This window comes from Lacticaseibacillus thailandensis DSM 22698 = JCM 13996 (genome assembly GCF_001436135.1).
Lineage (GTDB): Bacteria > Bacillota > Bacilli > Lactobacillales > Lactobacillaceae > Lacticaseibacillus > Lacticaseibacillus thailandensis.
The window spans coordinates 1-23,653 of record NZ_AYZK01000009.1; the positions used below are offsets into that span (position 1 = coordinate 1).

At 55.0% G+C, this 23,653-nt stretch carries 21 protein-coding genes; 5 read left to right on the plus strand and 16 right to left on the minus strand.

Annotated features, from left to right (window positions below; all coding sequences use genetic code 11):
* The first annotated feature begins 313 nt into the window (after nt 1-313).
* The 4 genes from FD19_RS08705 (at nt 314) to FD19_RS08720 (ending at nt 4,996) form a co-directional block, all read left to right on the plus strand.
* Nucleotides 314-1,780: an ABC transporter substrate-binding protein/permease gene (locus tag FD19_RS08705; RefSeq protein ID WP_056969802.1), complete on the plus strand. Its 1,467-nt coding sequence runs from the start codon at nt 314-316 to the stop codon at nt 1,778-1,780.
* The gene (locus FD19_RS08710; protein WP_056969803.1) at nt 1,780-2,520 is read left to right on the plus strand and encodes an amino acid ABC transporter ATP-binding protein; all 741 of its coding nucleotides are present in this window, start codon (nt 1,780-1,782) and stop codon (nt 2,518-2,520) included. The genes FD19_RS08705 and FD19_RS08710 overlap by 1 nt, the downstream gene beginning before the upstream one ends.
* A gap of 272 nt (nt 2,521-2,792) precedes the next feature.
* Nucleotides 2,793-4,253: an ABC transporter substrate-binding protein/permease gene (locus FD19_RS08715; RefSeq protein WP_056969805.1), complete on the plus strand. Its 1,461-nt coding sequence runs from the start codon at nt 2,793-2,795 to the stop codon at nt 4,251-4,253.
* Nucleotides 4,254-4,255: 2 nt separating this feature from the next.
* Complete coding sequence (locus FD19_RS08720; RefSeq protein ID WP_056969807.1) at nt 4,256-4,996, plus strand: amino acid ABC transporter ATP-binding protein; 741 nt, start codon at nt 4,256-4,258, stop codon at nt 4,994-4,996.
* 78 nt (nt 4,997-5,074) lie between these two features.
* Here FD19_RS08720 and FD19_RS08725 read toward each other — a convergent pair whose 3' ends face one another.
* The 7 genes from FD19_RS08725 to FD19_RS08755 form a co-directional block, all read right to left on the minus strand.
* On the minus strand, nt 5,075-5,464 hold the full coding sequence (locus tag FD19_RS08725; protein ID WP_054750627.1) for a tautomerase family protein: 390 nt from the start codon (nt 5,462-5,464) through the stop codon (nt 5,075-5,077).
* 1 nt (nt 5,465) lies between these two features.
* Nucleotides 5,466-6,317, minus strand: coding sequence for an alpha/beta fold hydrolase (locus tag FD19_RS08730; RefSeq protein ID WP_056969809.1), 852 nt, complete (start codon nt 6,315-6,317; stop codon nt 5,466-5,468).
* Nucleotides 6,317-6,691 carry a MarR family winged helix-turn-helix transcriptional regulator gene (locus FD19_RS08735; protein WP_056969811.1) on the minus strand — a complete coding sequence of 125 codons (375 nt, stop codon included), beginning with the start codon at nt 6,689-6,691 and terminating at the stop codon, nt 6,317-6,319. The genes FD19_RS08730 and FD19_RS08735 overlap by 1 nt, the downstream gene beginning before the upstream one ends.
* Before the next feature lie 192 nt (nt 6,692-6,883).
* A complete protein-coding gene (locus tag FD19_RS08740; RefSeq protein ID WP_056969813.1) occupies nt 6,884-8,080 on the minus strand; it encodes a DUF2075 domain-containing protein in 1,197 nt (398 codons plus the stop codon).
* A 294-nt stretch (nt 8,081-8,374) separates the two neighbouring features.
* Nucleotides 8,375-9,685, minus strand: a complete 1,311-nt coding sequence (locus tag FD19_RS08745; RefSeq protein ID WP_056969815.1) for an NCS2 family permease — start codon at nt 9,683-9,685, stop codon at nt 8,375-8,377.
* Nucleotides 9,686-9,842: 157 nt separating this feature from the next.
* Complete coding sequence (locus FD19_RS08750; protein ID WP_054750629.1) at nt 9,843-10,361, minus strand: biotin transporter BioY; 519 nt, start codon at nt 10,359-10,361, stop codon at nt 9,843-9,845.
* Between the two features lie 10 nt (nt 10,362-10,371).
* Nucleotides 10,372-11,208, minus strand: a complete 837-nt coding sequence (locus FD19_RS08755; protein ID WP_054750630.1) for an NAD(P)H-hydrate dehydratase — start codon at nt 11,206-11,208, stop codon at nt 10,372-10,374.
* A 211-nt stretch (nt 11,209-11,419) separates the two neighbouring features.
* On the opposite strand from FD19_RS08755, the gene FD19_RS08760 reads away from it, so the two are divergent.
* The gene (locus FD19_RS08760; protein ID WP_056969817.1) at nt 11,420-12,613 is read left to right on the plus strand and encodes an acetate/propionate family kinase; all 1,194 of its coding nucleotides are present in this window, start codon (nt 11,420-11,422) and stop codon (nt 12,611-12,613) included.
* An 82-nt stretch (nt 12,614-12,695) separates the two neighbouring features.
* On the opposite strand, the gene rlmB is transcribed toward FD19_RS08760, so the two are convergent.
* The 9 genes from rlmB to radA all read right to left on the minus strand — a co-directional run bounded on the left by rlmB (nt 12,696) and on the right by radA (nt 23,623).
* The gene (rlmB, locus tag FD19_RS08765; RefSeq protein ID WP_082619543.1) at nt 12,696-13,577 is read right to left on the minus strand and encodes a 23S rRNA (guanosine(2251)-2'-O)-methyltransferase RlmB; all 882 of its coding nucleotides are present in this window, start codon (nt 13,575-13,577) and stop codon (nt 12,696-12,698) included.
* Nucleotides 13,561-13,980 (minus strand): Mini-ribonuclease 3, encoded by a 420-nt coding sequence (locus FD19_RS08770; RefSeq protein WP_054750631.1) that lies wholly within the window; start codon nt 13,978-13,980, stop codon nt 13,561-13,563. Before FD19_RS08770 ends, rlmB begins: the two co-directional genes overlap by 17 nt.
* The gene (cysS, locus tag FD19_RS08775; protein WP_056969819.1) at nt 13,977-15,386 is read right to left on the minus strand and encodes a cysteine--tRNA ligase; all 1,410 of its coding nucleotides are present in this window, start codon (nt 15,384-15,386) and stop codon (nt 13,977-13,979) included. Before cysS ends, FD19_RS08770 begins: the two co-directional genes overlap by 4 nt.
* 353 nt (nt 15,387-15,739) lie before the next feature.
* Entirely contained in the window at nt 15,740-16,207 is a 468-nt protein-coding gene (locus tag FD19_RS08780) for an NUDIX hydrolase (RefSeq protein ID WP_054750674.1), read from the minus strand.
* Nucleotides 16,208-16,233: 26 nt separating this feature from the next.
* The gene (locus FD19_RS08785) at nt 16,234-18,267 is read right to left on the minus strand and encodes a hypothetical protein (RefSeq protein WP_056969821.1); all 2,034 of its coding nucleotides are present in this window, start codon (nt 18,265-18,267) and stop codon (nt 16,234-16,236) included.
* Between the two features lie 94 nt (nt 18,268-18,361).
* On the minus strand, nt 18,362-19,849 hold the full coding sequence (gltX, locus tag FD19_RS08790) for a glutamate--tRNA ligase (protein WP_054750634.1): 1,488 nt from the start codon (nt 19,847-19,849) through the stop codon (nt 18,362-18,364).
* Between the two features lie 91 nt (nt 19,850-19,940).
* A complete protein-coding gene (locus FD19_RS08795; protein WP_056969823.1) occupies nt 19,941-20,675 on the minus strand; it encodes a sulfite exporter TauE/SafE family protein in 735 nt (244 codons plus the stop codon).
* A 32-nt stretch (nt 20,676-20,707) separates the two neighbouring features.
* Nucleotides 20,708-21,979 (minus strand): PIN/TRAM domain-containing protein, encoded by a 1,272-nt coding sequence (locus FD19_RS08800; RefSeq protein ID WP_082619544.1) that lies wholly within the window; start codon nt 21,977-21,979, stop codon nt 20,708-20,710.
* Between the two features lie 252 nt (nt 21,980-22,231).
* A complete protein-coding gene (gene radA, locus FD19_RS08805) occupies nt 22,232-23,623 on the minus strand; it encodes a DNA repair protein RadA (RefSeq protein ID WP_054750635.1) in 1,392 nt (463 codons plus the stop codon).
* Nucleotides 23,624-23,653: the final 30 nt, after the last annotated feature.

Sequence of the window (23,653 nt, forward strand, 5' to 3'; positions counted from 1 at the left end):
TAGCGTACGTAGCTCGACTAAAACACTGAACGGAGTACGCTGCCCAGCAACCATAGTATTAGTGCATAGCCTCATCATGTCCGCTCGGGCTTGGTGGGGCTATTCGCCTACTCAGTAATGTTTGCTACCCCATCGTAATGTTTGCTATCCCATCACGACCACACCTAACAATCACTAACCGTTGATTAGTAAACGATGGCAAAAATGTTAAATTTTCTCAGAGCTATGTGAGCTTAGCTGACAAGTTTCCTAGACTTTGCCCGGTTCCATCCACTAAGCTAGACACATCCTTTAAGGAAAGTGGTGTACGGGAATGAAGCAAAATAAGTTTGTGTGGCTCCTCGCCGCACTCGTCGCGTGCGTAGTTGCATGGTGGGTGCCACAACAAGAACAATCGGTGCATGCCGCCGAACAAACATACACGATTGGTACGGACACGACCTTTTCGCCGTTTGCCTTTACCAACAAAAAGAACCAGTCGGTCGGCATTGACATTGACTTACTGGATGCCATTGCCAAAAAGGAAGGCTTCAAGATCCAGTGGAAGCAACTGGGCTTTGATGGGGCCGTCCAGGCACTCCAAGCCAAACAGATCGACGGCGTGGCTGCCGGGATGAGCATCACCCCCGAACGTCAGAAAACCTTCCTGTTTAGTCACCCATACTACAAGTCAGGTACGTACATGGCCGTTAAGGATCAGCACATTAAGGATCTCAAGGACTTGCGCGGTAAAAAGGTCGCGGTTAAGACCGGGACCACCGCCGCTGACTATGCGAACAGCATGAAGAAAAAGTATGGCTTTCGAGTCGTCACCTTTGATTCCGATGACAACATGTACCAAGACGTGCTAACTGGCAACACCGTCGCTTGTTTTGAAGATAAGCCCGTTCTCCAGTACGCCATCGCCAATGGTATTAAATTGCACCTCGCCAAGGACTTCAAGGAACCCGATGCCGGAACGTACGGCTTCGCTTTCCAAAAGTCAGAGGGTGCATTAGTCAAGAAAGTCAACGCTGGTCTGAAGGCCCTCAAGGCTAACGGCCAGTACGCCAAGATCGTTGCCAAGTACGTGGGGAACGGTTCACAGAAATCACAGGCCAGACGTACCGCGACGCAAACTGAGTCCGACCGGAGTTTCTTCGGTCTCCTCAAGGCCAACGCAGGCACGTTGACCAGTGGCTTAGGTAAAACCATGGAGCTGACCGTCGTCGGGATCGTCTGCGCCACCGTCGTCGGGATCCTGATGGGCCTGCTCGGCGTGCTCCCCAACGCCTTTGCCCGGGGTGTGGCCAACACCTTCATTTACATTTTCCGTGGCCTGCCACTCATGGTGCTCGCCCTGTTTATTTACACCGGCGTGCCAACGTTGATTGGCACCAAGGTCCCCGCCTTCATCGCCGGGATCATTACCCTAACCCTGAACGAAGGGGCCTATACCGCCGCGTTCGTCAAGGGTGGGATCAAAGCCGTTGATGTCGGCCAAATGGAAGCCGCCCGTAGCCTCGGGCTCACCTGGGGTAAAACCATGAAGCGCGTCGTGCTCCCCCAGGGTATTCGCATTATGATTCCGTCATTCATTAACCAGTTCATCATCACGTTGAAGGATACTTCCATCTTGTCCGTTATTGGGCTACTCGAATTAACCCAGACTGGGAAGATCATTGTGGCGCGGAACATGGAAGGCTTCAAGATTTGGACCATGGTCGCTCTGATTTACGTCATCATTATTACTTTGCTGACATGGCTATCTAATTGGGTACAAAAGAAGGTGCACGCATAATGACAACAACACGAGTACAACTAAAGAACGTCCACAAGCGTTACGGCGACAATGAGGTCATTAAGGGTGTGGACCTGACCGTCAAGGACAACGAGGTGGTCGTCATGATTGGACCGTCTGGTGCCGGTAAGAGTACGGTCCTGCGGATGATCAACGGTCTAGAAACTACCACCAGCGGGGACGTCATCGTCGACGGCGAAAACATCGCGCATAGCGGTGTAGATATGAACAAAGTCCGCCAGAACATCGGGATGGTATTCCAACACTTCAACCTCTTCCCCAACATGTCCGTCCTGCAAAACATCACACTCGCTCCCATCGAACTGGGGCTCAAAACTAAAGCGCAAGCCGAAAAAGAGGCCAAGGACATGCTAGAGATCGTCGGCTTAACGGATAAAATCGACGCCATGCCGGCCCAGTTATCCGGGGGCCAAAAGCAGCGAGTCGCCATCGCGCGGGCGCTGGCCATGCACCCCGATACGATGTTGTTCGACGAACCTACCAGTGCGCTGGACCCCGAAATGGTTGGGGACGTTCTCGGGGTCATGCGGCGACTGGCCAAAGAAGGCATGACCATGGTCATCGTCACCCACGAAATGGGGTTTGCGAAGGAAGTAGCTGACCGGGTCGTCTTCTTTGGTGATGGTCAGATCCTGGAACAAGGTACGCCGGACCAAATCTTTAACCATCCCAGTCACAACCGGTTGCAAACCTTCCTCAAGCAAGTACTGGAAGCATAATTACAATCACGGCAACCACCATCACCAATAGGGCCGTAGTGTGCGCACGCTACGGCCCTATTGGTCTAGTTAGGTACCATTATGAGTGGGTTTTACCCCGTCCGTACCCCGCCAACATGAATTAATTGACTGGTTTAGGTCATAATACCTAACAAAAACCATAGACTTACACCCCTTGGGTTCGTTAGACTGGAAACATTGATGTAACTTTAGCTGTAGGTGTGGTACCAAAGCTACCACATGGCACCAACCAGAAAGGGTGTTACCTCCACATGAAGAAAAAATGGTTTTGGCCGTTCCTCGCCATGGCGGCCGCGCTGTTCCTTGCTTGGAACGCGCCCCGGTCGACGCCGGTCAACGCTGCGGAGCAAACGTACACGATTGGTACTGACGTCACCTTTCCACCATTCGAATATGCCAACAAGCACAATAAGTACGTTGGTATTGATATTGACATCATGAACGCGATTGCCAAAGCGGAGGGCTTCAAGGTCAATATTAAACCACTAGGCTTTAATGCTGCCGTGCAGTCGTTGGAAGCAAACCAGATTGATGGTGTGATTGCCGGGATGAGCATTACCCCCGAACGCAAGGCCAAGTTCGCGATGAGCAACCCCTACTACAAGTCTGGGGTGGTCGGCGCAGTTAAAACCGGGAGTAAATACCACAGCCTGAACTCACTACGCGGGCAGCGGGTCGCCGTGAAAACCGGGACCAGCGCCGCCGATTACGTCAACAGCATCAAGGACAAGTACCACCTCAAAGTGGTGACCTTCGACGACTCGAACAACATGTACCAAGACGTTATCACCGGCAATTCCGCTGCCTGCTTTGAAGATGAACCGGTCATGCAGTACGGTATTGCCACTGGCTTAAAGCTCAAAATCGTCACGAAACCCGCCAAGTCCGGTTACTACGGCATCGCCATTGCGCAGAAACACGCGCACGACCTGCTACCCAAGGTCAATGCTGGCCTGAAGAAAATTAAGGCCAACGGGACCTACGCTAAGATCATCCGTAAGTACCTCGGCAACGGTTCGCAAAAGTCACAGGCCAAAACTGCCGCCAAAACTAATGATAACAACCACACCTTCATCGGCTTACTGCAGTCTAACTGGAATACGTTGATGGGTGGGCTTGGTAAAACACTGGAACTGACGGTGTTGGGGATCGTCTTTGCGACCGTCATCGGGATCGTCTTCGGCCTCATCGGGGTCATCCCCAATAAGTTCGCCCAGGGGGTAGCCACCACGTTCATCTACATCTTCCGCGGCTTACCGCTGATGGTATTGGCCCTCTTTATTTACACCGGGATTCCGTCGCTGATTGGTGCCAAGATTCCCGCCCTAATTGCCGGGGTGGTCACCCTGACGCTCAACGAAGGTGCGTATACCGCCGCGTTCGTGAAGGGTGGGATCCAGGCGGTAGATGGTGGGCAAATGGAAGCCGCCCGTAGCCTGGGCCTGCCGTGGTCTAAGTCCATGCGGCGCGTCATTCTTCCACAAGGCATCAAGATTATGATTCCATCATTCATCAACCAGTTTATAATTACCCTCAAGGACACGTCGATTCTTTCCGTCCTGGGGTTGCTGGAACTCACCCAAACCGGCAAGATCATTATTGCCCGGAACATGGAAGGGTTCAAAATTTGGACGATGGTCGCTTTGATATACCTGATCATCATTACTTTGCTCACGTGGTTATCCAACTGGGTCCAAAAGAGGGTTAAATAGATATGACAAAAACACGAGTAGAAATGCGCGACGTGCACAAGAGCTACGGTACCAACGACGTCATCAAGGGCGTCGACCTCAAAGTCGAGGACAACGAGGTCGTCGTGCTGATTGGCCCGTCCGGTGCTGGTAAGAGTACCGTACTTCGGATGATCAACGGCCTGGAAACGACGACGTCTGGTGACATCATGATTGACGGTGAGGACATTGCCAAGCCGGGCGTTAGCATCGATAAGGTTCGCCAAAAGATCGGGATGGTGTTCCAACACTTTAACCTCTTCCCGAACATGACGGTCAAGCAAAATATCACCCTCTCCCCGACCGAGCTAGGCCTCAAAACCAAGGATGAGGCCAACGCTGAAGCCATTGAACTGCTCGACCAGGTGGGCTTGACCGATAAGGCCGACGCCATGCCCGACTCCTTGTCTGGGGGCCAAAAGCAACGTGTTGCCATTGCGCGGGCGCTAGCCATGCACCCGGACATCATGCTGTTTGACGAACCCACCAGTGCACTAGACCCCGAAATGGTCGGCGACGTGCTCGGCGTTATGCGGCAACTGGCTAAGGAAGGGATGACAATGGTCATCGTGACCCACGAAATGGGCTTTGCCAAGGAAGTGGCTGACCGGGTCGTGTTCTTCGGCGACGGGAAGATTCTTGAACAAGGGTCACCAGAACAAATCTTTGAGCACCCACAACACGAACGCTTGCAGACGTTCCTGAAGCAGGTGCTGGAAGCTTAAAAATCAGCGCAACAAAGGGCGTTCGTCCACCAAACCGATTGTTTGGTGGACGAACGCCCTTTTTGTTGAGCAAGACGCTTATAAATCGCCCGTCAGAAACTGAGCCTGGCCCCGCCCAAAGCTCCAGTCAGCATCGGTATTCACGGTCAAATTGATCATGACGTCTTCCGGCCGCATATTCAACTGGTCGTGTAGTGCCGCTACCAAGTCGTGATAAAAGGCTTGTTTCTGCGGTTCCGTGCGGGGACGCGTGGTTAAACTAAATACAACGACTTGATCCGTACGTTTAAACCCTAACCCCGTATCCAAAACCTGCATTTCATAAGGTTCGTGCTGCGTGACGATTTGGTACCGGTCCCCCTCTGGGGCGTCGAACGCTTTTAGCATCACCCGGTAGGAAATATCCAAGAGGGCCTGAATTTCTTCCGGCTGACGTCCCTTGAGCATATCAATTCTCATCAATGGCATATTATTGTTCTCCTGTAAAGTATTCCTTAATCAACTGCGCAATGGTTCCAGCATGTGATTCCAGCGCAAAGTGACCTGTGTCTAACAACACGACCTTGGCCCGTGGCGCATCACGCCGAAACGCCAGGGCCCCAGGATAGATAAACGACGCATCGTTCTTCCCCCATACCGCCAGTAACCGTGGTTGGTGCTGCCGGATGTATTCCTGAAAGCGGGGGTAGAGCCGTACGTTGGTCTGATAATCATAAATCAAGTCCAGCTGACGTTCCGCGTACCCTGCCGTCCGCGTGTACGCAATGTCCAAAGTATAACCGTCGGGACCCACCGCCATTGCGGGTGCCCCGTTGAGATATTGACCCCGGATCGTTGCGGGGGCAAAAGCATTGCGGTATTGCGCCCGTTTACTAGCGGTTGGGTGTTGCCAGAAATCCCGGCGCGCAGCCCACTTAGGACCTAATCCCGCTTGATAGACATTCCCGTTTTGACTAACAATGCCCTGAATCCAGTCAGGATGCTGCATTGCGATGCGGAACCCAATTGGTGCCCCGTAATCAAACACGTACATCAAGAATTTAGTTTCGTGAAGTTGCACTAACCAGTCAGTCACCACCTCAGTCAGGTGGTCGAACGTATAGGCAAATTGATCACGGCCCGGAGCATCTGATTGCCCAAAACCTGGGTAGTCCGGGGCTAGCAAGTGAAACCGGTCTGACAATAAGGGCATTAGGTCCCGAAACATGTGACTAGATGACGGGAACCCGTGCAACAACACCATTGTGGGCCGATTAGTGTCACCCGCCTCCCGATAAAAGATGTTCAATCCATCAACCTTGGCACTCTGATATTTAATCATTACAACCTGCTCCTAACTTTCTGGTTATTCAGCTCCAATAGTTCCGTCATGGGCGCTTTAGTCTCGCCTAGGTACTGGTCGGTCAACCGTCCAAATTGTTCCAGGCATTCATTGGCCGTGGTTAAAAATTCGCTACTACCTGCGGCTAATTCAACTAGTGTCTCTCGACCCCGACTGGTTAATTGAACCAACTGCCGCTTAGCCAAAGCACGCACCATCCGGGAAATGCTGGAACGCTCATAACCGAGCTGGTGAGCAATTTCCATAATTGTTAACGGGTGCCGATCTTCCAGCGTCATCATAATGTACGCGTATGCCGGTTTCATCCCCGTGGGTGCGAAAACCTGGTCGGCTAATCGCTCAATGGTCCGCATGTAGCGTGCCGCTGTAAAGTAAGCACAAGTATGGGTAAAGTGATGTGGCGTAAATAACCCTTCTTTCCATCGTGTATATACACATTTAACCACTAATTAAAACCGCTGGCAAGTTTGAACAATTAATCGTGCGGATGTCACCAAGCTGCCACCGGTCAATCCGGGTCGTCAGTACCGATACTGCGGCTAATATTACGCCAACGCTTGCAACCGTTGGCGTAGCTGGGGCTGACAGGCATAAATACCCAACCCTAAGCGGCCACGTTTCAACAGGATGTTGAGGGTGTGTAATACAATTGCCGCCCGAGCGCTGGCTAAATCGTCAAGATCCCCACGGCGTCGCATAGCCTCTTGGTCCTCGAAGCGGTCGGTCTGTACCACGATGCGGTCACTGACCGGGTCATAGTCCACGCTGGGACCGATGATCACCCCGGCATAATTGAGGTCAAACCCCTGGATGGTGTAGATCGATCCGACTTCATCGACGGTCTCCGGGCGGCTAGCCCACGGCCGGTCGGTAAAATTAATTTTGTCCCAGGGTAAGTGCAAAGTCCCCGCGTCCACATACCAAGTGCGGTCATCCAGCACCCGGTAGGGAAAATCAGTGGTCGCAATCAGCCGGGAGAGCCCATACGCGCGGTTCCGCGCCCGTACCCAATCATAGAGCGGCTGCCCGTCATCAAAAATGCGTAGTTCAAAATGCCGTGGTTGCGGTAACGGCCGCAACTGCCGGTACACCAGGGCGTTGATCCAGTCGCTCACGCTGCTGTCTTGCACCCGCATTTGTTGATTCAAGGCAAAGCGGCGAACGGTGTGCCCCTGCAGGTGGCGGCGTAGCATACCGACATCCCAATGACTTTTGAGTTTCACTACCTGATGCGGATCAAATACCAATACCAGCACCCGCGCCAGCTGGAGCAACTCATCCAACTGGTTGTTGGCCGTAAACTGATTAAACGGGTCAGGCCGACTTAGCAACAGGTGCGCTTCGTCCACAAAGACGACGTCGGTTAGCCCGCCAACTTTGCGCTGGCGATTAATAAAGGGCGTCGGCTTCACAAAGTCCTTTTTGTACAGATGCGGCGTGTGGGCCGCCACCTCTTTGTAAACTTTAAGCATCTCGTTGTGGTTCACCAGCAAGTGCGCATCCAGACCCGCTAACGCCGGGTCACTCCCACTCCGCGCCGCCTGTTGGAGCGCGGTAAAAACTGCGTTGAGCACGACGCTCTTACCGGAACCCGCGTCGCCCTCGATCACAAACACCGCCGCCTGCTCGTCACGCCGGTGGTGGCGAATAAACGCCAACACCTGGCGCTGCAGGGCGGCCTGCTGGCTGGTGAGCTGAGCTTGTGCGGGCAAAATGAAAGTGGCGGTAGATAGGTCCGGCATTGTGAAAACTCCTTTTTCCCTAGTTAAGTTGATAATACCAACCGTAGCACCAACTCCGGGGGGACGCAAAAATATGGGCGGAACGAAGACCAGCAAAAAAGCTTCCCACCTGTACGGTGGAAAGCTTGATTGGTGCGGATGAGTGGTGGCTACGCGCTGGCAGCACCAGGTTAGCACACCGACCGCGATGATTATGAGCGACTGCAGTCAAACTGGTCAACACCACAGTCTCGCGGGCAGGCTCCGCCGACCCCCGCGGTCAGTGAGAGCACAGGGCGCAAGCGCCTACGCTAACTAACCAACATTCAATATCCACATAAACCCAATAAACACGAAGAAAAGCATGTACATAATCGGTGAAACTTCCTTACCGCGCTTCGCCGCAATCATCGTAATTGGGTACATAATGAACCCCAACGCGATCCCGTCCGAAATGCTGTAAGACAACGGCATCCCTAAAACAATCAGAAACGCTGGAATCGCAATTTCCATCTTGAACCAGTTAATGTTCTTCAACGACTGCGCCATCAGCACCCCGACAATAATCAAAGCCGGTGCCGTGACCTGCGTCGTGACCACACCCAAGAGGGGCGAGAAGAACATCCCCACCAGGAACAATACCCCCGTCGTCACCGCAGTCAGGCCCGAACGGCCACCCACGGCGATGCCGGCGGACGATTCCACGTAGGCCCCCACGGGCGACGTACCCAGCAACGAACCCGCCAGCATCGCCGTCGAGTCGGATGCCAACGCTTTGCCCACGCGCGGCAGCTTGTTGTCGCGCATCAGCCCCGCCTGCGTGGCCAGGCCGACCAACGTCCCGGCCGTATCAAAGAATGTCACCAACAGGAAGGTCAGCACCACGACTACTAGTTGCAGGCTGTTAATATCCCCCACGTGGCGGAAGGCCACCATGAATGTGGGCTTCAAGCTCGGCGCTGCGGAAATCAGCCCGGACGGCATGTTGATGAGCCCGGTGACCAGGCCCAAAATCACGGTTGCCACCATGCCGATGAAAATACCACCAGGGACGTGCTTGACCATCAAGATAGCGGTCACCACGAGGCCAAAGATCGTTAGCCACGTTGTCCCCACGCTCAGTGAACCGAGGCCCACGATGGTCGACTTGTTGGCCGTGATCAGGCCGCCATCACTTAAACCTAAAAAAGCAATGAACAGCCCAATCCCACCAGAAATCGCGGCTTTCAGGTCACCAGGAATTGCATCAATGATCTTTTCACGGAGCTTAAAAATCGTGATGATGATAAAAATTATGGAAGCAACAAAGACGCCAGCCAGCGCGGTCTCCCACGGCACCTTCATGCCGATGCAGACGGAGTAGGCAAAAAAGGCGTTGATCCCCAAAGCCGGTGCCGTTGCAATTGGATAACGGGCCAAAACGCCCATCAATATGCTCCCCAACGCACTAGCCAAAGCCGTGGCGGTAAACACCGCCCCTTTGTCCATGCCCGAGGCGCCTAGAACCGACGGATTGACGAACAGGATGTACGCCATGGAGATGAAGGTGGTGAAGCCCGCCAAAAGTTCACGCCGGACGGTGGTATGTAGCTGGTCTAACTGAAAATACGACTTGATACTATCCATAAAAAGGTCTCCTACTACGAGCAAACACTCGAAAATTAGATTAGTAAAAATGACGAACGAACGTGTTTTATGGTATACCAAGCCGGGCAAACGGTCAATATCTTTTTCTGAAATCAGCAAAACCCGAACATTAATTCATGCTCGGGTTTGCCTTTGTTTACAGTAATAGGCCAGTCTGTCGCAGTACCGGTGCGACCATGGCGGTCCCCATGGTTGCCACCAACGCCTTCACCAATAGTGGCATGAGAAACGGTACGATTCCCACTCCTAGCGCACTACCAGCAACGACGTGTAACCAGACCGCACCCACGAATAGTTGGAGCAAACCAGCCCCCAGGTTCCGGGCACCAATCACCATCACTGACCGTGATTGTTGCACACTACCGCCAAGGAACAGCGGGAACAGTATTAAACCCACCAGGTACCCGCCAGTGGGGCCCACCAGGTGGCTCAGGCCACCAGTGAAACCCGCAAACACCGGAAGCCCCACTGCGCCCATTAGGATGTAGACCAGCACGGCCCCCATACCGCTACGCCGATCGAGTAGCCCCACCACCAGGGGCACCATCAGGGTTTGTAACGTCAGGGGCACTGGCCCCAGCGGCACCGTCAGCGGGGCCGTAACTGCCATCAGTGCAGCGCCTAAAGCCACGTACGTGAGTGTCCGAATACGCATGGTCGTCCCCCTATTCTGCGTTGCTGTGACTCAACTGGGCCATCAACGTGGGTAACGCGGCACTCACCGCGGTCGGCAAAGCCACGTACTGGCTGCGCGCCACCATATCGGCGGCAGCGCTATGGACCCACACGGCGGCTGCAACCACCGCCAAGCTATAGCCAAACTGACCGATAAACGCGGCAATGATGCCCGTCAGCGTGTCGCCAGAACCACCCGTCGCCATGGCGGGACCACCACTCGTATTCCGGAACGCCACATGACCGTCTAACGTCACCGTGGGTGCACCTTTGCACACCACCACCCCCGGTAATTCAGCCGCAGCGGCTTGACTAGCCGCCACTGTCTGGTTAGCGATGGCAATGCCACTCAGCCGTTGCCACTCCATGGCGTGCGGCGTCCACACCGTCTGGGCCGTCCCCGTCTGGTGCTGGTGCCCGGCTGCCATAATGTCAATGGCGGAACCGTCCACAATCAGTGACTGCGGCGTACGCACCGTGTCGAGCACGAGCTGCAACACCACGTGCGCGGCGGCACTATCGCCTAGGCCGGGCCCGACAACTACCACGTCAGCTTGGGCCAACAATTGGGGCAACATGGCGTCCGTCCAGGTGCAGACCATGGCCTCCGGTAACCGGGCGTGCAAAGCTGCATGGTTCACCGCGGCCGTCGCGACCGTCACCAGCCCCGCACCAGCATACACGGCGGCAGTGGCGCTCATGATGGCCGCGCCACCAAAGTGTTCGTCACCTGCCACGATGACCACGCGACCATACATGCCTTTGTGGCTCCGCGTCGTCCGTGGCCGCACCACGTTGGCAGCGCGGCTACGCGTCATTTCATCCATATTCTCAACCTCCTTGGCCTCAGCCTAGCACATTGGCCGGAACTTGCAGCCGTTTGTGGCGGTGACTGCCTGTAGGGACACCGCCCACCACTGATCTTGGTCATAGTAGCAGCTACTGGTTGGCAAAAATACCGGCACGTTATAAAATGTGCTTGGATACTTAGTTACTAATAATAAGTGCTAGCTCCTGCTACAGAAAGGACGTGTACGTATGCCCCAATACCTTGCCATCAACGCCGGCAGTTCCACACTGAAGTGGCGTCTCTTTGCAATGCCGGCGGAATCACTCTTGGGCCAAGGTCTGATCGACCGCATCAACCACTCACACGCCACGGTGACCGTCAAGGTGCCCCACCAACCGGACCTTACTTACACCACTGCAACCGACGATTGCCGTCGCGTTGTGGCGGACTTATTGTTACGTCTCAAGCAACTCGGGCTCGTCTCCCATCTCCACGACATCGTGGGTGTGGGGCACCGGGTCGTGGCGGGCGGCGAGGACTTCAACCAGTCGGTCGTGGTTGATGATGACGTCCTGCTCCGTATCCGCAACCTGCGCAACCTCGCACCGTTACACAACCCAGTGCAAGCAAACTTCATCGCGACCTTTCGCGACGTGCTACCATGGGCGACTCAGGTGGCCGTGTTCGACAGCGCCTTTCACCAAAGCATGCCACCCACAAGTTACCTCTACGGTGTCCCGTACAACTGGTACCAACAATACGGGGCCCGCAAGTACGGCGCGCACGGCACCAGCGTCCGGTACGTCGCTGCGCGCACGGCTACCCTCTTGGGACGCCCACTGGACCAGCTACGCTTGATTGTACTCCATCTGGGCGCCGGTTCCAGCGTTACAGCTGTCAAAGACGGACGGTCACTCGACACCTCGATGGGTTTTACCCCGCTAGCCGGGCTGATCTCCGCCACACGTAGTGGTGACGTCGACCCGTCGCTATTAGCCTACATGATGCGCAAACTAAACGTCACCGCGGACCGGATGGTGGACCTACTCAACGATACCGCGGGACTACAGGGCATTTCGGGAATATCCGACGACATGCGTATTCTGAGTGCCGCAGCCGCCGAGCAGCCCCGCGCCCAACTAGCCATCGATATGTACGTACAACGCATTGTCCAGTATGTCGGGGCCTACGTCGCCGAAATGAACGGCGTGGACGCCTTCGCTTTTGCCGGGGGAATCGGCGAACACAGTAGTGCCATTCGGGCCCAGATCATGGCACACTTTGCTTACTTGGGCGCGACCATCGACCCCCACGCCAACACCAACAACGGCAACGAAACCGACCTCAGCACCACCGACGCCCCGGTGCGCACGTGGCTAGTACCCACCGATGAGGAACTGATGATTGTCCGCGATACGTACCGCCTGGCAACGGGTCAGTGAGCGTCAACGTGTCCGATAAACTAAAGCAGCTGGCCGCAACGAGTTTATGCTCATTGCGACCAGCTGCTTTGATTAGCTTAAATTATTGCTGGGCTGCTTGCCGACTCGTAAAGGCCTGGTACATCAGGATCCCGGCCGCCACGCTGGCGTTGAGGCTTTGCACATGGCCCACCATCGGGATCGACACCGTGGCGTCCATGAGCTTCTGAATGCCCGGGGAAATACCTTTGCCTTCGTTACCGATGACCAACCCAATCGGCCCGGTCGCGTTCCACTGCCGGAAGTCCTGCCCTTCCATGGCGGTACCGAAGATCCACAAACCGCGGTCCTTCAGTGCCTTAATGGCGTTCGCTAAATTTGTGACCCGCGCGACCGGCACGTGTTCGATGGCACCGGTACTGATTTTAGCTACCGCACTCGTCAGGCCCACAGCCCGGTGCTTGGGAATAATGATCCCGTGCACGCCGACCGCATCCGCCGTCCGCATGATGGCCCCCAGATTACGGGGATCCTCCAAGTTGTCAAGGATGAGGAAGAACGGGTCCTGCTCCGCCGCCTGGGCTTTGGCAAAGAGGTCATCGATGCTGGCGTACGCGTATGGTGGCATCGCCAGCATGACCCCCTGGTGGTTCCCGTTATCACTCAACAGGTCAAGCTTACTCTTCGGTACCTCGCTTACGAGGATTTTGGCCTTCTTAGCCCGTTCCACGATGCTGTGAATCTGGTCACTACTGAGGGACTTTTGCACGAAGAGCTTGTTGATGGTCGCGGCGCTCCCACTTGTCAGCGCCTCAGCTACCGCATGGCGTCCCCAGACAAACTCGTTGTCCTCACTGTCGGCATCGTCATCACGACGGGGCGCTACCGGTGCCCGGCGCGGCGTGCGCCGACTATCACGGCCCCCACGGCGGTCATCATCACGTCGACTTCCCCGGTGATTGCGGCCCTTACTTGATTTGTCCATGTCCCGTGCCTCCCTGTTCAACGTAATCAATACACCATTGAGCTAATTCACGCACCCGGTCTTCGCGTCCGGCTAGGTGCAGGGACCCAAAGAGGGCCTCAAAGCCGGTCGAAATCCGGTAGGTCACCACGTCGGTATTTTTAGCGTGCGTGTAGCTCTTGGCGTTGCGCCCATGCTTATACATGTCCCACTCGTCGTCGCTCAAAACGGACTGCTGTTCCATCCCGTCGATCAACGCCGCTTGCGCCTTGGCAGAAACAAAGTTCTTGGCTACCCGCTGTAGTTGCGCCGGCTTGGTCAGCCCCCGCTGTTCGAGCAGGTGCTGCCGGACGTACACGTCATATACCGCATCACCCATATAAGCCAACGCAATCCCATTCAACTGTCGCGGATCCATCGTCATGCGCGCCGCCACCTCGTTCCTTGTGCTGTATCTTCCAAAATAATGCCACGTTCCGTGAGTTCATCGCGAATCCGGTCGCTAGTCGCAAAGTCCTTCGCTGCGCGCGCCGCGTCCCGGTCGTAAATCATCTGCTCGACGTCAGCATCGAGCAGTTCGTCCGTGGTTGCCGTCTGCACACCAAAAATCTGCATCCAGTCATCAAAGGTGGTCAGTAACAACGCCACCGCCTCAGCGTGCACGGTATCGGCATTAGCATACCCGTTCATCAATTTGACCAGCTCATAAAGCACTGCCAAACCGTTAGCAACGTTAATGTCGTCATCCATGGCCGTAATAAACCGTTGCTTCAGGTCCGCCACCGCCGTCACTACTTGCGGGTCGGTCCCCTTTGCGGCACCCTGCTGACGAAATTCCAGGTTGGCGCGGGCTGTCCGCAGGTGCTCGAGGTCCGTGGCGGCTGCCGCCAAGTTGGCTTCGGTGTAACGAATCGGTTTGCGGTACTGCGTCGTCGCCATGAAGAAGCGTAGTACCATGGGGTCAACCGTCTTGATGATGTCGTGTACGGTCACAAAGTTGCCCAGGCTCTTGCTCATCTTTTGGTCATCTTCACCCACCGTCACGAAGCCGTTGTGCATCCAGTAGTGGACGAACGTTTTGCCCGTTTTGGCTTCACTTTGCGCGATTTCGTTCTGGTGGTGCGGAAATTCGAGGTCCTGACCACCACCATGAATATCGATGGTGTCGCCCAACAGTTTGGTGCTCATCACGGAGCACTCAATGTGCCACCCCGGCCGGCCTGGCCCAAACGGTGCGTCCCAGCTGATTTCGCCCGGCTTGGCCCCCTTCCAGAGAGCAAAGTCGATGGGGTCCTCTTTGCGGGCCGTCTCGACGTCATCCACGTGCTGGCTCGCGCCCTGCTCCAGTTCATCGATGTTCTTGTTAGCTAGGGCGCCATAGTTCTTCGCCTTGCGGGCGCGGAAGTAGACGTCGCCGTCACTGGCGTAAGCGTAGCCCTTATCCATGAGCACCTGGATGAAATCGATGATATCAGGAATCATCTGGCTAGCGCGCGGATTGACCGTTGCTGGCTCGATGCCAATCGCCTTTGTGTCCGCCATAAAGGCATCGATAAAACGCTGGGCTAGATCGAGCGGTGCTTCGCCAGTTTTGTGGGCGGCATTAATGATTTTATCGTCCACATCCGTGAAGTTAGACACGTAGGTTACTTTGAACCCCCGGTACTCAAAGTAGCGACGAATCGTGTCAAAGGCGATGGCCGACCGTGCGTTACCAATGTGAATGTAGTTGTAGACGGTAGGCCCACACACGTACATCTTAATCTCACCGGGTGTGATTGGTTTAAATTCCTCTTTTTGACGGGTCAGTGTGTTGTACAAACGCAACATTAGCCGCCGCCTCCCTTCGTGCTTCAAGCTACCTACCATCATACAAGACTTCCCGCCTTGCCGCCAGTATCCGTGGATGGTAGGGGCAAGGCGTTGCGGGAAAGCAAGGTACTACATCGGTGGGCACTCCACGGTGACCGCTGCGGTAGCCAACCATCGCACGAGCCCTCGCGCCATCGGACCGACCAACCAGGTTACGCCGGTCACCAGCAAGAACAACCATGCTCAATAATCGTCCATCGACCATCATGAATCTACTTGCGCCACGTGCCCGGCATAGTCCTCTCAGGTGAACATCAGCGGTCATCACCATTGAGCGCAAACAAAAACCGGGTTACAAACCCGGTGTCTGCCTATAACTGGTGGGTCGCAATCAGCGTCGCCACAAAGTCAAGCATGTCTTCATTTTGCTTAATGAAAGTCGTTGGCCGCTCCTTGAAGTCGAAGTAAGCGCAACGCTTCGTCTCCTTTTCGCTGGCTTCGCCAAAGCTGCCACCCACAACGTGGACCAGGAATAACCGCGCACAGTTCTGCACCTGGTCGCCGTTCGGGTACTGCATAAAGTACTTGTCGAACAATCCTAGCGGCCGAATCACTTCCACATCCAGGCCGGTGTCCTCCTTCATTTCGCGCACGACTGCGTCCTTGAAGCTCTCACCATATTCCAGGTAACCGCCCGGTACGCACCAACCACTATCCTCGCCGTTGCGTTCCTGCAACAACACGCGGTTCTGGCCATCCAACACAATGCCAGCCGCCGTATTTAAAATAACGGGTGTGTGACCAACCTTACTCCGAATCATCTCAATATAATCTGCCATTTCTTCACCATCTTTGCTTTGCTTGGTTACCGGGTAGCTACGTGTAACCGGCGCCACTGCCTTACCCGTAGTATAGCATCCCCCAACACGTACAGCGCAACTGCCCCCCAACCAATTAGGGCCGCGTGCCACAACGGGCTAAACCAGCGCGCCGGCACGTACCGCTGCACTAGTTGATTGGCCCCTTTGCGTGCATATACAATGACCGCACCAATATCGGTACGGGCGTAATCACCGCGCCGCAGTCGGTGACCATTGAGCCACAGTTCAGTGTGCGCGTAGGCGACCACCGGCAACTGGACGGCACCCGCCTCGGTTGCCGTCCAACTGGTTGCCAAAGCTCCGTTAGCCAACGTCGCCTTATGGTACCTGGTGGTTTTGGTCATCCCGGCCACATCGGTGGCCGTGACGCCCTTCTTAGCCTCATCCTGCACGTACTGCTCGGGATCACCACTAGCGTAAGCCGCGTAACTATACTGCGGCGCGTTGGCAATAATCTGCGCGTAATAGATGTTATACGGACTGGCGTCGTCCAGGGCGACCTGCTGCTGCTTGTACAGCTTGGCGTTGATGCGCCCACCAACCGCGCCCTCATTGGCGTCGGGATCGTTCGTGACGGCCACACGTTCTTGATGGTAGAGCACCGATTGACTATTCTCACGCATCCACCGGACGGACACAGCGGGCACGGGCAAGTAATCCGGTGTGGCTTTGGCTACCATCTGCAGGGCTCGACCCAGGTGTCGTCCGTTGAATGTCTCGCGGATCGTGGCCACATCGGGCGCATTCATCGTGATGCTGGTCTGCGACTGCAGAACTTGCGGCTTGTTCCAGGCTTCGGCCGAGTTTTGCACGTCCGTCACCGTCTGAACACCGAGCAAGCCCACCGCCGCCAAAGCCGCGGCCCGACACCAAAGCCGGGGTGTGCGACCAAGACGCCACGTTCCGTCGCCAACCGTCATCGCGGCTCCAGCAACTAAGAGCGTCGCCGCCACGACCAGTAGCCGACTGGGAAACTGGAGAAAGTTACCCAGGCCCGACCACCGGGCCGCCAGTGCGTTCCACGGTACAAGTTGTGAACTCAGTAGCAAAAATACGGTTCCTGTGACCGTAAAGGTACGGTTCAACGTCCGCACGTACCGCCACCGCGTGAGCACGGTCACGATTTGCGCGGCAAAGAGCAAGGTAATCACCAATCCCAGGCCGCTACCGTTGATTGTGCCCCGCCCGTAGTTACCAAAGGACGGCGTGACCGTGTAGGTGCTCAGGTTATTCGGCGCGTAGGGCGCAAGGACGTGGCCGCTAGTGTACACCTCGAGCATGGCGCCCCAGATGTTGGCCGTGAGCACCAGGGTCAGCACCACCGCCAAAATGAGGTCGACCATCATCCGTCCTTTGCGTGGTGTGCGGTATAACCCAATGGCCACAAAGGGTAGCAATGCCAACGTACCCAGCACCGCACTAAGGACGTGCATCTGCAAGACGATAGCCATAATCAGCGCTAACGGCACTACCCGTACGGGCCGTTCTGGGTGTTCCAACATACGCACCCCCGCCAGGAGAATAATGGGCATTAGGGCGGCACCCCAAGCGGTAAATTCTTGCGTGGTCAACCAGGACGCCACCCAGCCCGACAACATGTAAACCAGGCCAGCAACGGTCGCCCACAGCCGCCGTACGCCGGCGCGGCGGGTCAACACGTACATGCCGGTGCCAGCAATAAACAACACCAGCCACCCGAGCAAAACTTCCACAGCCAACCAGCTGTGCGTCCACAGTAACAGGTACCCCACGGCATAACTAAATAATGGGCCGTACAGGGCATTGACTACCCGGCCGGTACGCTGAAAGCCGTAATTCATTTGGAAATAGCTCCACACGTGATGGCGAATCTGTTGGTAAGCATCATAAAAGCGGTTCAGGTGAAAGATGGCATCAATGCCTAAAATTATCCCGTGATTCCATAATTGCGGGGCGACGGCCAAAAGCGCCACCAAACCGATAATAATGATGGGGGTGCAACGCGCACGCCGCACTTTACGTAGAAGTTGCTGTACCACGGATATCCTCCTGCAACAAATGTTTCTCAATATGTATAAAAATGGGAGCTACCACGCCCATACTGCGCGTGGTTGCCCCCCTATTCAGTGCGCTCTACTTCAGCGCGTTCAGTACATAATCAATGTTAGCCAAAACTTGCTTGCGGCCAATCAGTTCTAGCGTTTCTGGTAACTGCGGACCATGCATTACGCGCGTCGTGGCAATACGGATTGGCATGTACAGCTTACGACCATTGGCACCAGTCTCAGCCCGGACTTCCTGGGTTGCCCGCTTAATGTTCAACGCGGAGAACGGCTTCATGGTCTTGGCCTTAGCCTGGAACGCCTTGATGACGGGAATTGCTAGCTCGTCGGCCAGCTCAGCCCGATCATCATCGTTCAGTTCAGCTGGCTGGCTGAAGAACAAGTCGGCATCATCAACGATTTGCGCGGTGTAGCTCATCTGGTCGCGATAAATGTTGACCACCTGACGGACCCACTCAATCTGTTCCTTATCGGGATCGGTATCCACTTTGCCCGCGCGGATCAAGTTGTCCATCGCCAAGCCGGCAATATCGTTCATGTCGGTCTTCTTGACGTACTGATTGTTGACCCACTCTAGCTTCTTCTGGTCAAACTTGGCCGGACTCTTACTCAAACGGTTCGGATCAAACTGCTTGATGAACTGCTTCTTGGAGAAGAGTTCGCTCTCACCTTTTGGCGACCAGCCCAACAGCGCGATAAAGTTGAACATGGCCTGGGGCAGGTAGCCCAGTTCCTTGTATTGTTCGATGAACTGCAAAATGGTCTCGTCACGCTTGGACAGCTTCTTACCGGTGGCGCTGTTGATGATCAGCGTCATGTGGCCAAAGACGGGGTGCTCCCAACCAAAGGCGTCGTAAATTGCCATCTGCTTAGGCGTGTTGGCGATATGGTCGTCACCGCGCAGCACGTGGGTGATCTGCATCAAGTGGTCATCAACAACCACGGCAAAGTTGTAGGTCGGCATACCGTCACGCTTCTGAATGACAAAGTCGCCCCCGATGGAGTTGGAGTCAATACTAATGTCACCCTTGACGATGTCGTTCCACTCGTAGGTGTGATTTTCAGGAATGTGGAAGCGAATAACGGGCTCAAGCCCCTTCGCCTTCGCGGCAGCAATGGCGGCCTGCTTTTCGTCCTCACTCATGCCGGCATACTCGTAGACGTAGTGCGGCATTTCGCCGTTGGCCTTTTGCTGTGCACGTTCGGCTTCTAGCTCTTCCTCAGTCTTATATGATTCGTAAGCCAGACCCTTGTCCACCAATTCTTGAATCAATGGTGCGTAGATGTCGCGGCGTTCAGATTGACGGTACGGGCCAAAGTCGCCGCCCTTGTCGGGACCTTCATCCCAGTCAATACCTAACCAGTGGAGGTTATCCATCTGGCTCTTTTCGCCGTCGGCAACGTTCCGCTTGGTGTCAGTGTCTTCAATCCGTAAAACCAAGGTGCCGTTGTTGTGACGTGCAAACAAATAGTTGAATAAAGCCGTACGGGCATTCCCAATGTGAAGATGTCCGGTTGGGCTCGGTGCGTAGCGCACACGTACTGGTCGCTCTGCCAATATTCTGCCTCCTAATGACTACTAATACTCAAAATTCCGATAATAAGTGTAACATACTTGGGACCAGAGCGGAGCCCCGCGGGTAAAAGCGTTACACCAACGCCTGCACCAGGTAATACAGCCCACTGATGCCGATGAAGGTGTACACAATTTGCCGTACGCGCGTCAAGTTCAGTTGGTCAACCACACGATTAGCCACGATGGTGCCAATAACCGCGCCCAGCATCCCCACCGCCACAAAGCCTAAGTGGTGGAGTTGCAAGATGCCCTGACTAAACCGCAATGAGGTCACGTACACGGTGTCCAACATGAAAAACGTCTGGATACTGGCCAAGTACTCCGTCGTGCTGCGGCTTTCCGTCAAAAAGTAGAGGGCCATCAACGGACCACCAATACCAAACAAGCCGTTGAAGAAACCCGACACGATCATGAACACCACCGCTACCGGCCACACGATATGCCGCGGCGCGTGCCCCCGGTACTGCATGAGTACCTGGTAGGTGGCAATCGTAATCAGCAAGCCACCCAGTAAACCTTTGAGCAAAGTTGTGGGCCAATGCTGGCCCAGGTGGACCGCCACGGTGGCAACCACCGAATAAACCACAAAGGGCACGATAATGTGCAGCCAGTGGATTCCCCGCCGGTACCGCCACACCAACGCGGCGTTGGGCCCGGACATCGTTAACGTCAATACCCCGGCGCCTTGCGGAATAGGCAACACGAACGGCAAGAACGTCATTAACACGATACCAGAACCAAAGCCCGTAATACCTTGAACCAGGCCGGCAAAGAAACCTGGTATCACGTACAATAATGTTCCTAGCACCCGTCCCCAACTCCATTCATGTACAAAGTTAACTAAGCCTTGTCGGCACGGCCGCGACGCCCACGCCGCTTACGCGCTGGCTTGGCCGATGCCGCCGCTTGCTCCTGGCGGTTCGCGCTCTGCGGCTCATTTTGTGGCCGGTTGGCTTCGGCCGATGGATCCGGGGCAGCCTCAGTAGAAGCATCTTTGCCTAACGGATTGACACTGTGAGCCGGCCGGGCGAAAATCATGCGCCCAGCGTTGGTCTGAATCGCGCTCGTCACGATAACACGTAGATTTTGATCCATGTAGTACTGGCCATCCTCGACAACGACCATCGTTCCTTCCGGCATGTACGCGACCCCTTGCTGGCGTTCGGTCCCAGCCTTCACGATGTGGACCGTCATTTCTTCGCCCGGAATGACTTCCGGTTTCAGCGCGGTGGCCAGCTCATTAATGTTGAGAATCGGCACGTTTTGGAACTCGCTCACCTTGCCCAGGTTGTAATCGTTCGACACCACGACCGCATCCATTTCCTTGGCCAGCTTCAACAGTTTGCCGTCCACTTCGCGGGAGCCCTCAAAATCAGAGTCCGTCATCTCGATCCGAATATTCTTATCCTTTTGCATTTGGTTGAGAATATCCAGCCCACGACGACCACGTTCACGTTTCAAACTATCCGCCGAATCGCTGATTAGTTGCAGTTCATGTAACACAAAGTTGGGTACCAGCAGCGTTCCTTCAATGAACCCCGTCTTGGCTAAGGCCTGAATCCGGCCATCGATGATGACACTAGTGTCGAGAATCTTGTACTGGTGAAACGCGACCCCCTCAACATCATCGGCCTCCGTGACGTCCGGCTTGGACTTGGCGTCATTGTTATTGCGCCGCATGGTCATTAACAACCGGCGCCACTCATGCCGCCGGGTGGTACCCACACGAAAACCCAGATACCCAAAAACGATCATCAAGATGATTGGTGGCACGGTGGACAAGAAGCCGTTTGGTAGCCGGAAAAAGATCAGTTGGGAAATGAGCGTCGCCAGAATCAAGCCAACAATGGTCGACAAACTGCCAAAGAGAATGTAAGTTGGGGACTTATCGCTCAAAAACTGGTCGGCCCGGGCAATCATCCGTAATATAACACCTGCCAACATGAACGCCAGAACGATAAAGAATAAGGCACCAATAATTGCATTAACCACAAAATTATTAAATAATTCGTTCTGACCCATGCCCACGAGGGTCCAGATCCTCGGCATTACGGCCACACCAGCCGGAATCCCGAGTACCGCAAAAATTGCCGTAATAATTCGCTTTTGCATATACTTTCCTCCTCCATATTAGATTTACACGTACACACGTGCATCAGGTAGCAATAACGTGCCCGCTACCTTACCGCTTATTTTAGTCCTTATCGTCGATACAGGCGACCATATGGACCAAAGAAAGCGCAATTTTAAAATTATGATTGTTGACAGCCGCCGCCTCACCCCCTACGCCATTAGCCAAAAAGGGGGGTGCTTAGCTCCAGGAATATTTCCCGGGCAATAATCACCCCCATGGTCGCACTGGTATTAATTATGGTTGTGCCCAAACACCCTCTGTAGGGCTTCGCTGACACTAGTGACCCCCACCACGTCAATATCGTGCGGCACGTCCCAGCCATGCAGGTTGTTGCGTGGCACAAAGATGCGCTTAAAGCCCAACTTGGCGGCCTCTTTGACCCGATCCTCAATGCGGTTAACGCGCCTAACTTCACCAGTCAGGCCAATTTCCCCAACAAAGGCATCGGTGGCCGGAATCTCCACGTCTCGATACGAGCTGACGATGGCCATGGCAATGGCCAGGTCAATGGCGGGTTCGTCTAAGCGGACACCACCCGTGGCTTTAAGGTACGCATCCTGATTTTGCAACATAACGTCGGCGCGCTTTTCCAGCACCGCCATAATCAAGCTGGCTTTATTGCGGTCAACACCGCTACTAGTCCGCTTGGCATTACCAAACAGGGTCGGCGTAATCAAGGCCTGAATTTCCACCAGGATCGGCCGGGTACCTTCCATCGAGACCACCACCGCCGAGCCCGTGGCGCCTTGCATCCGTTCCTCCAAAAAGATTTCGGATGGGTTCGACACTTCCTGCAGACCGTCGCTATGCATCTCGAAGATACCAATTTCGTTGGTGCTTCCAAAGCGGTTCTTCACCGAGCGTAGGATCCGGTAGGTGTGGTGCATGTCCCCCTCAAAGTAGAGCACCGTGTCCACCATGTGTTCGAGCATCTTGGGTCCCGCAATGGCACCCTCTTTGGTCACGTGCCCGACCACAAAAATAGTTATACCTTGGCTCTTGGCGATGCGCATCAGTTCACTAGTCACCTCGCGAATCTGACTCACCGAACCAACCGCCGAGTTCATGTCGGGCACGTTCATGGTCTGCACGGAGTCGATGACCACAAAGTCGGGGTGCATGTCGTCAATGGCCTGCCGAATCGCAGGCATGTCGGTTTCAGGGTACAAGTACATCCCCGAATCCGCCATGCCCAAACGGTCGGCCCGCAACTTAATTTGGCTGGCACTTTCCTCCCCAGAAACGTATAGCACCGTGCCGTGCTTGGCCGCTAACTGGCCCGAAACCTGGAGTAACAGTGTAGACTTCCCAATACCGGGGTCCCCACCAATCAGGATCAAGGACCCAGGGACGATCCCGCCACCAAGTACCCGGTTCAGTTCTTGGAGGTTAGTAGTGATTCGCCGTTCCTTGGTTGCCGTCACGGCGTTCATCCTTTGCGGCCGCACCTGGTTTCCCGTCGCTGTCTGCCGGGGCTGACTCTTGGTGCTGGTGCTAGCGGTTGGGGTGACGGTTTCTTCAATCAAGGTGTTCCAACCACCACAATCAGGGCAACGGCCCACGTAAGACGCGGACACATAGCCACAATTTTGACATACATACCTAGTTCTGGCCTTGGCCATTATTCATCCCCACTTTCAACACCCAAAAAC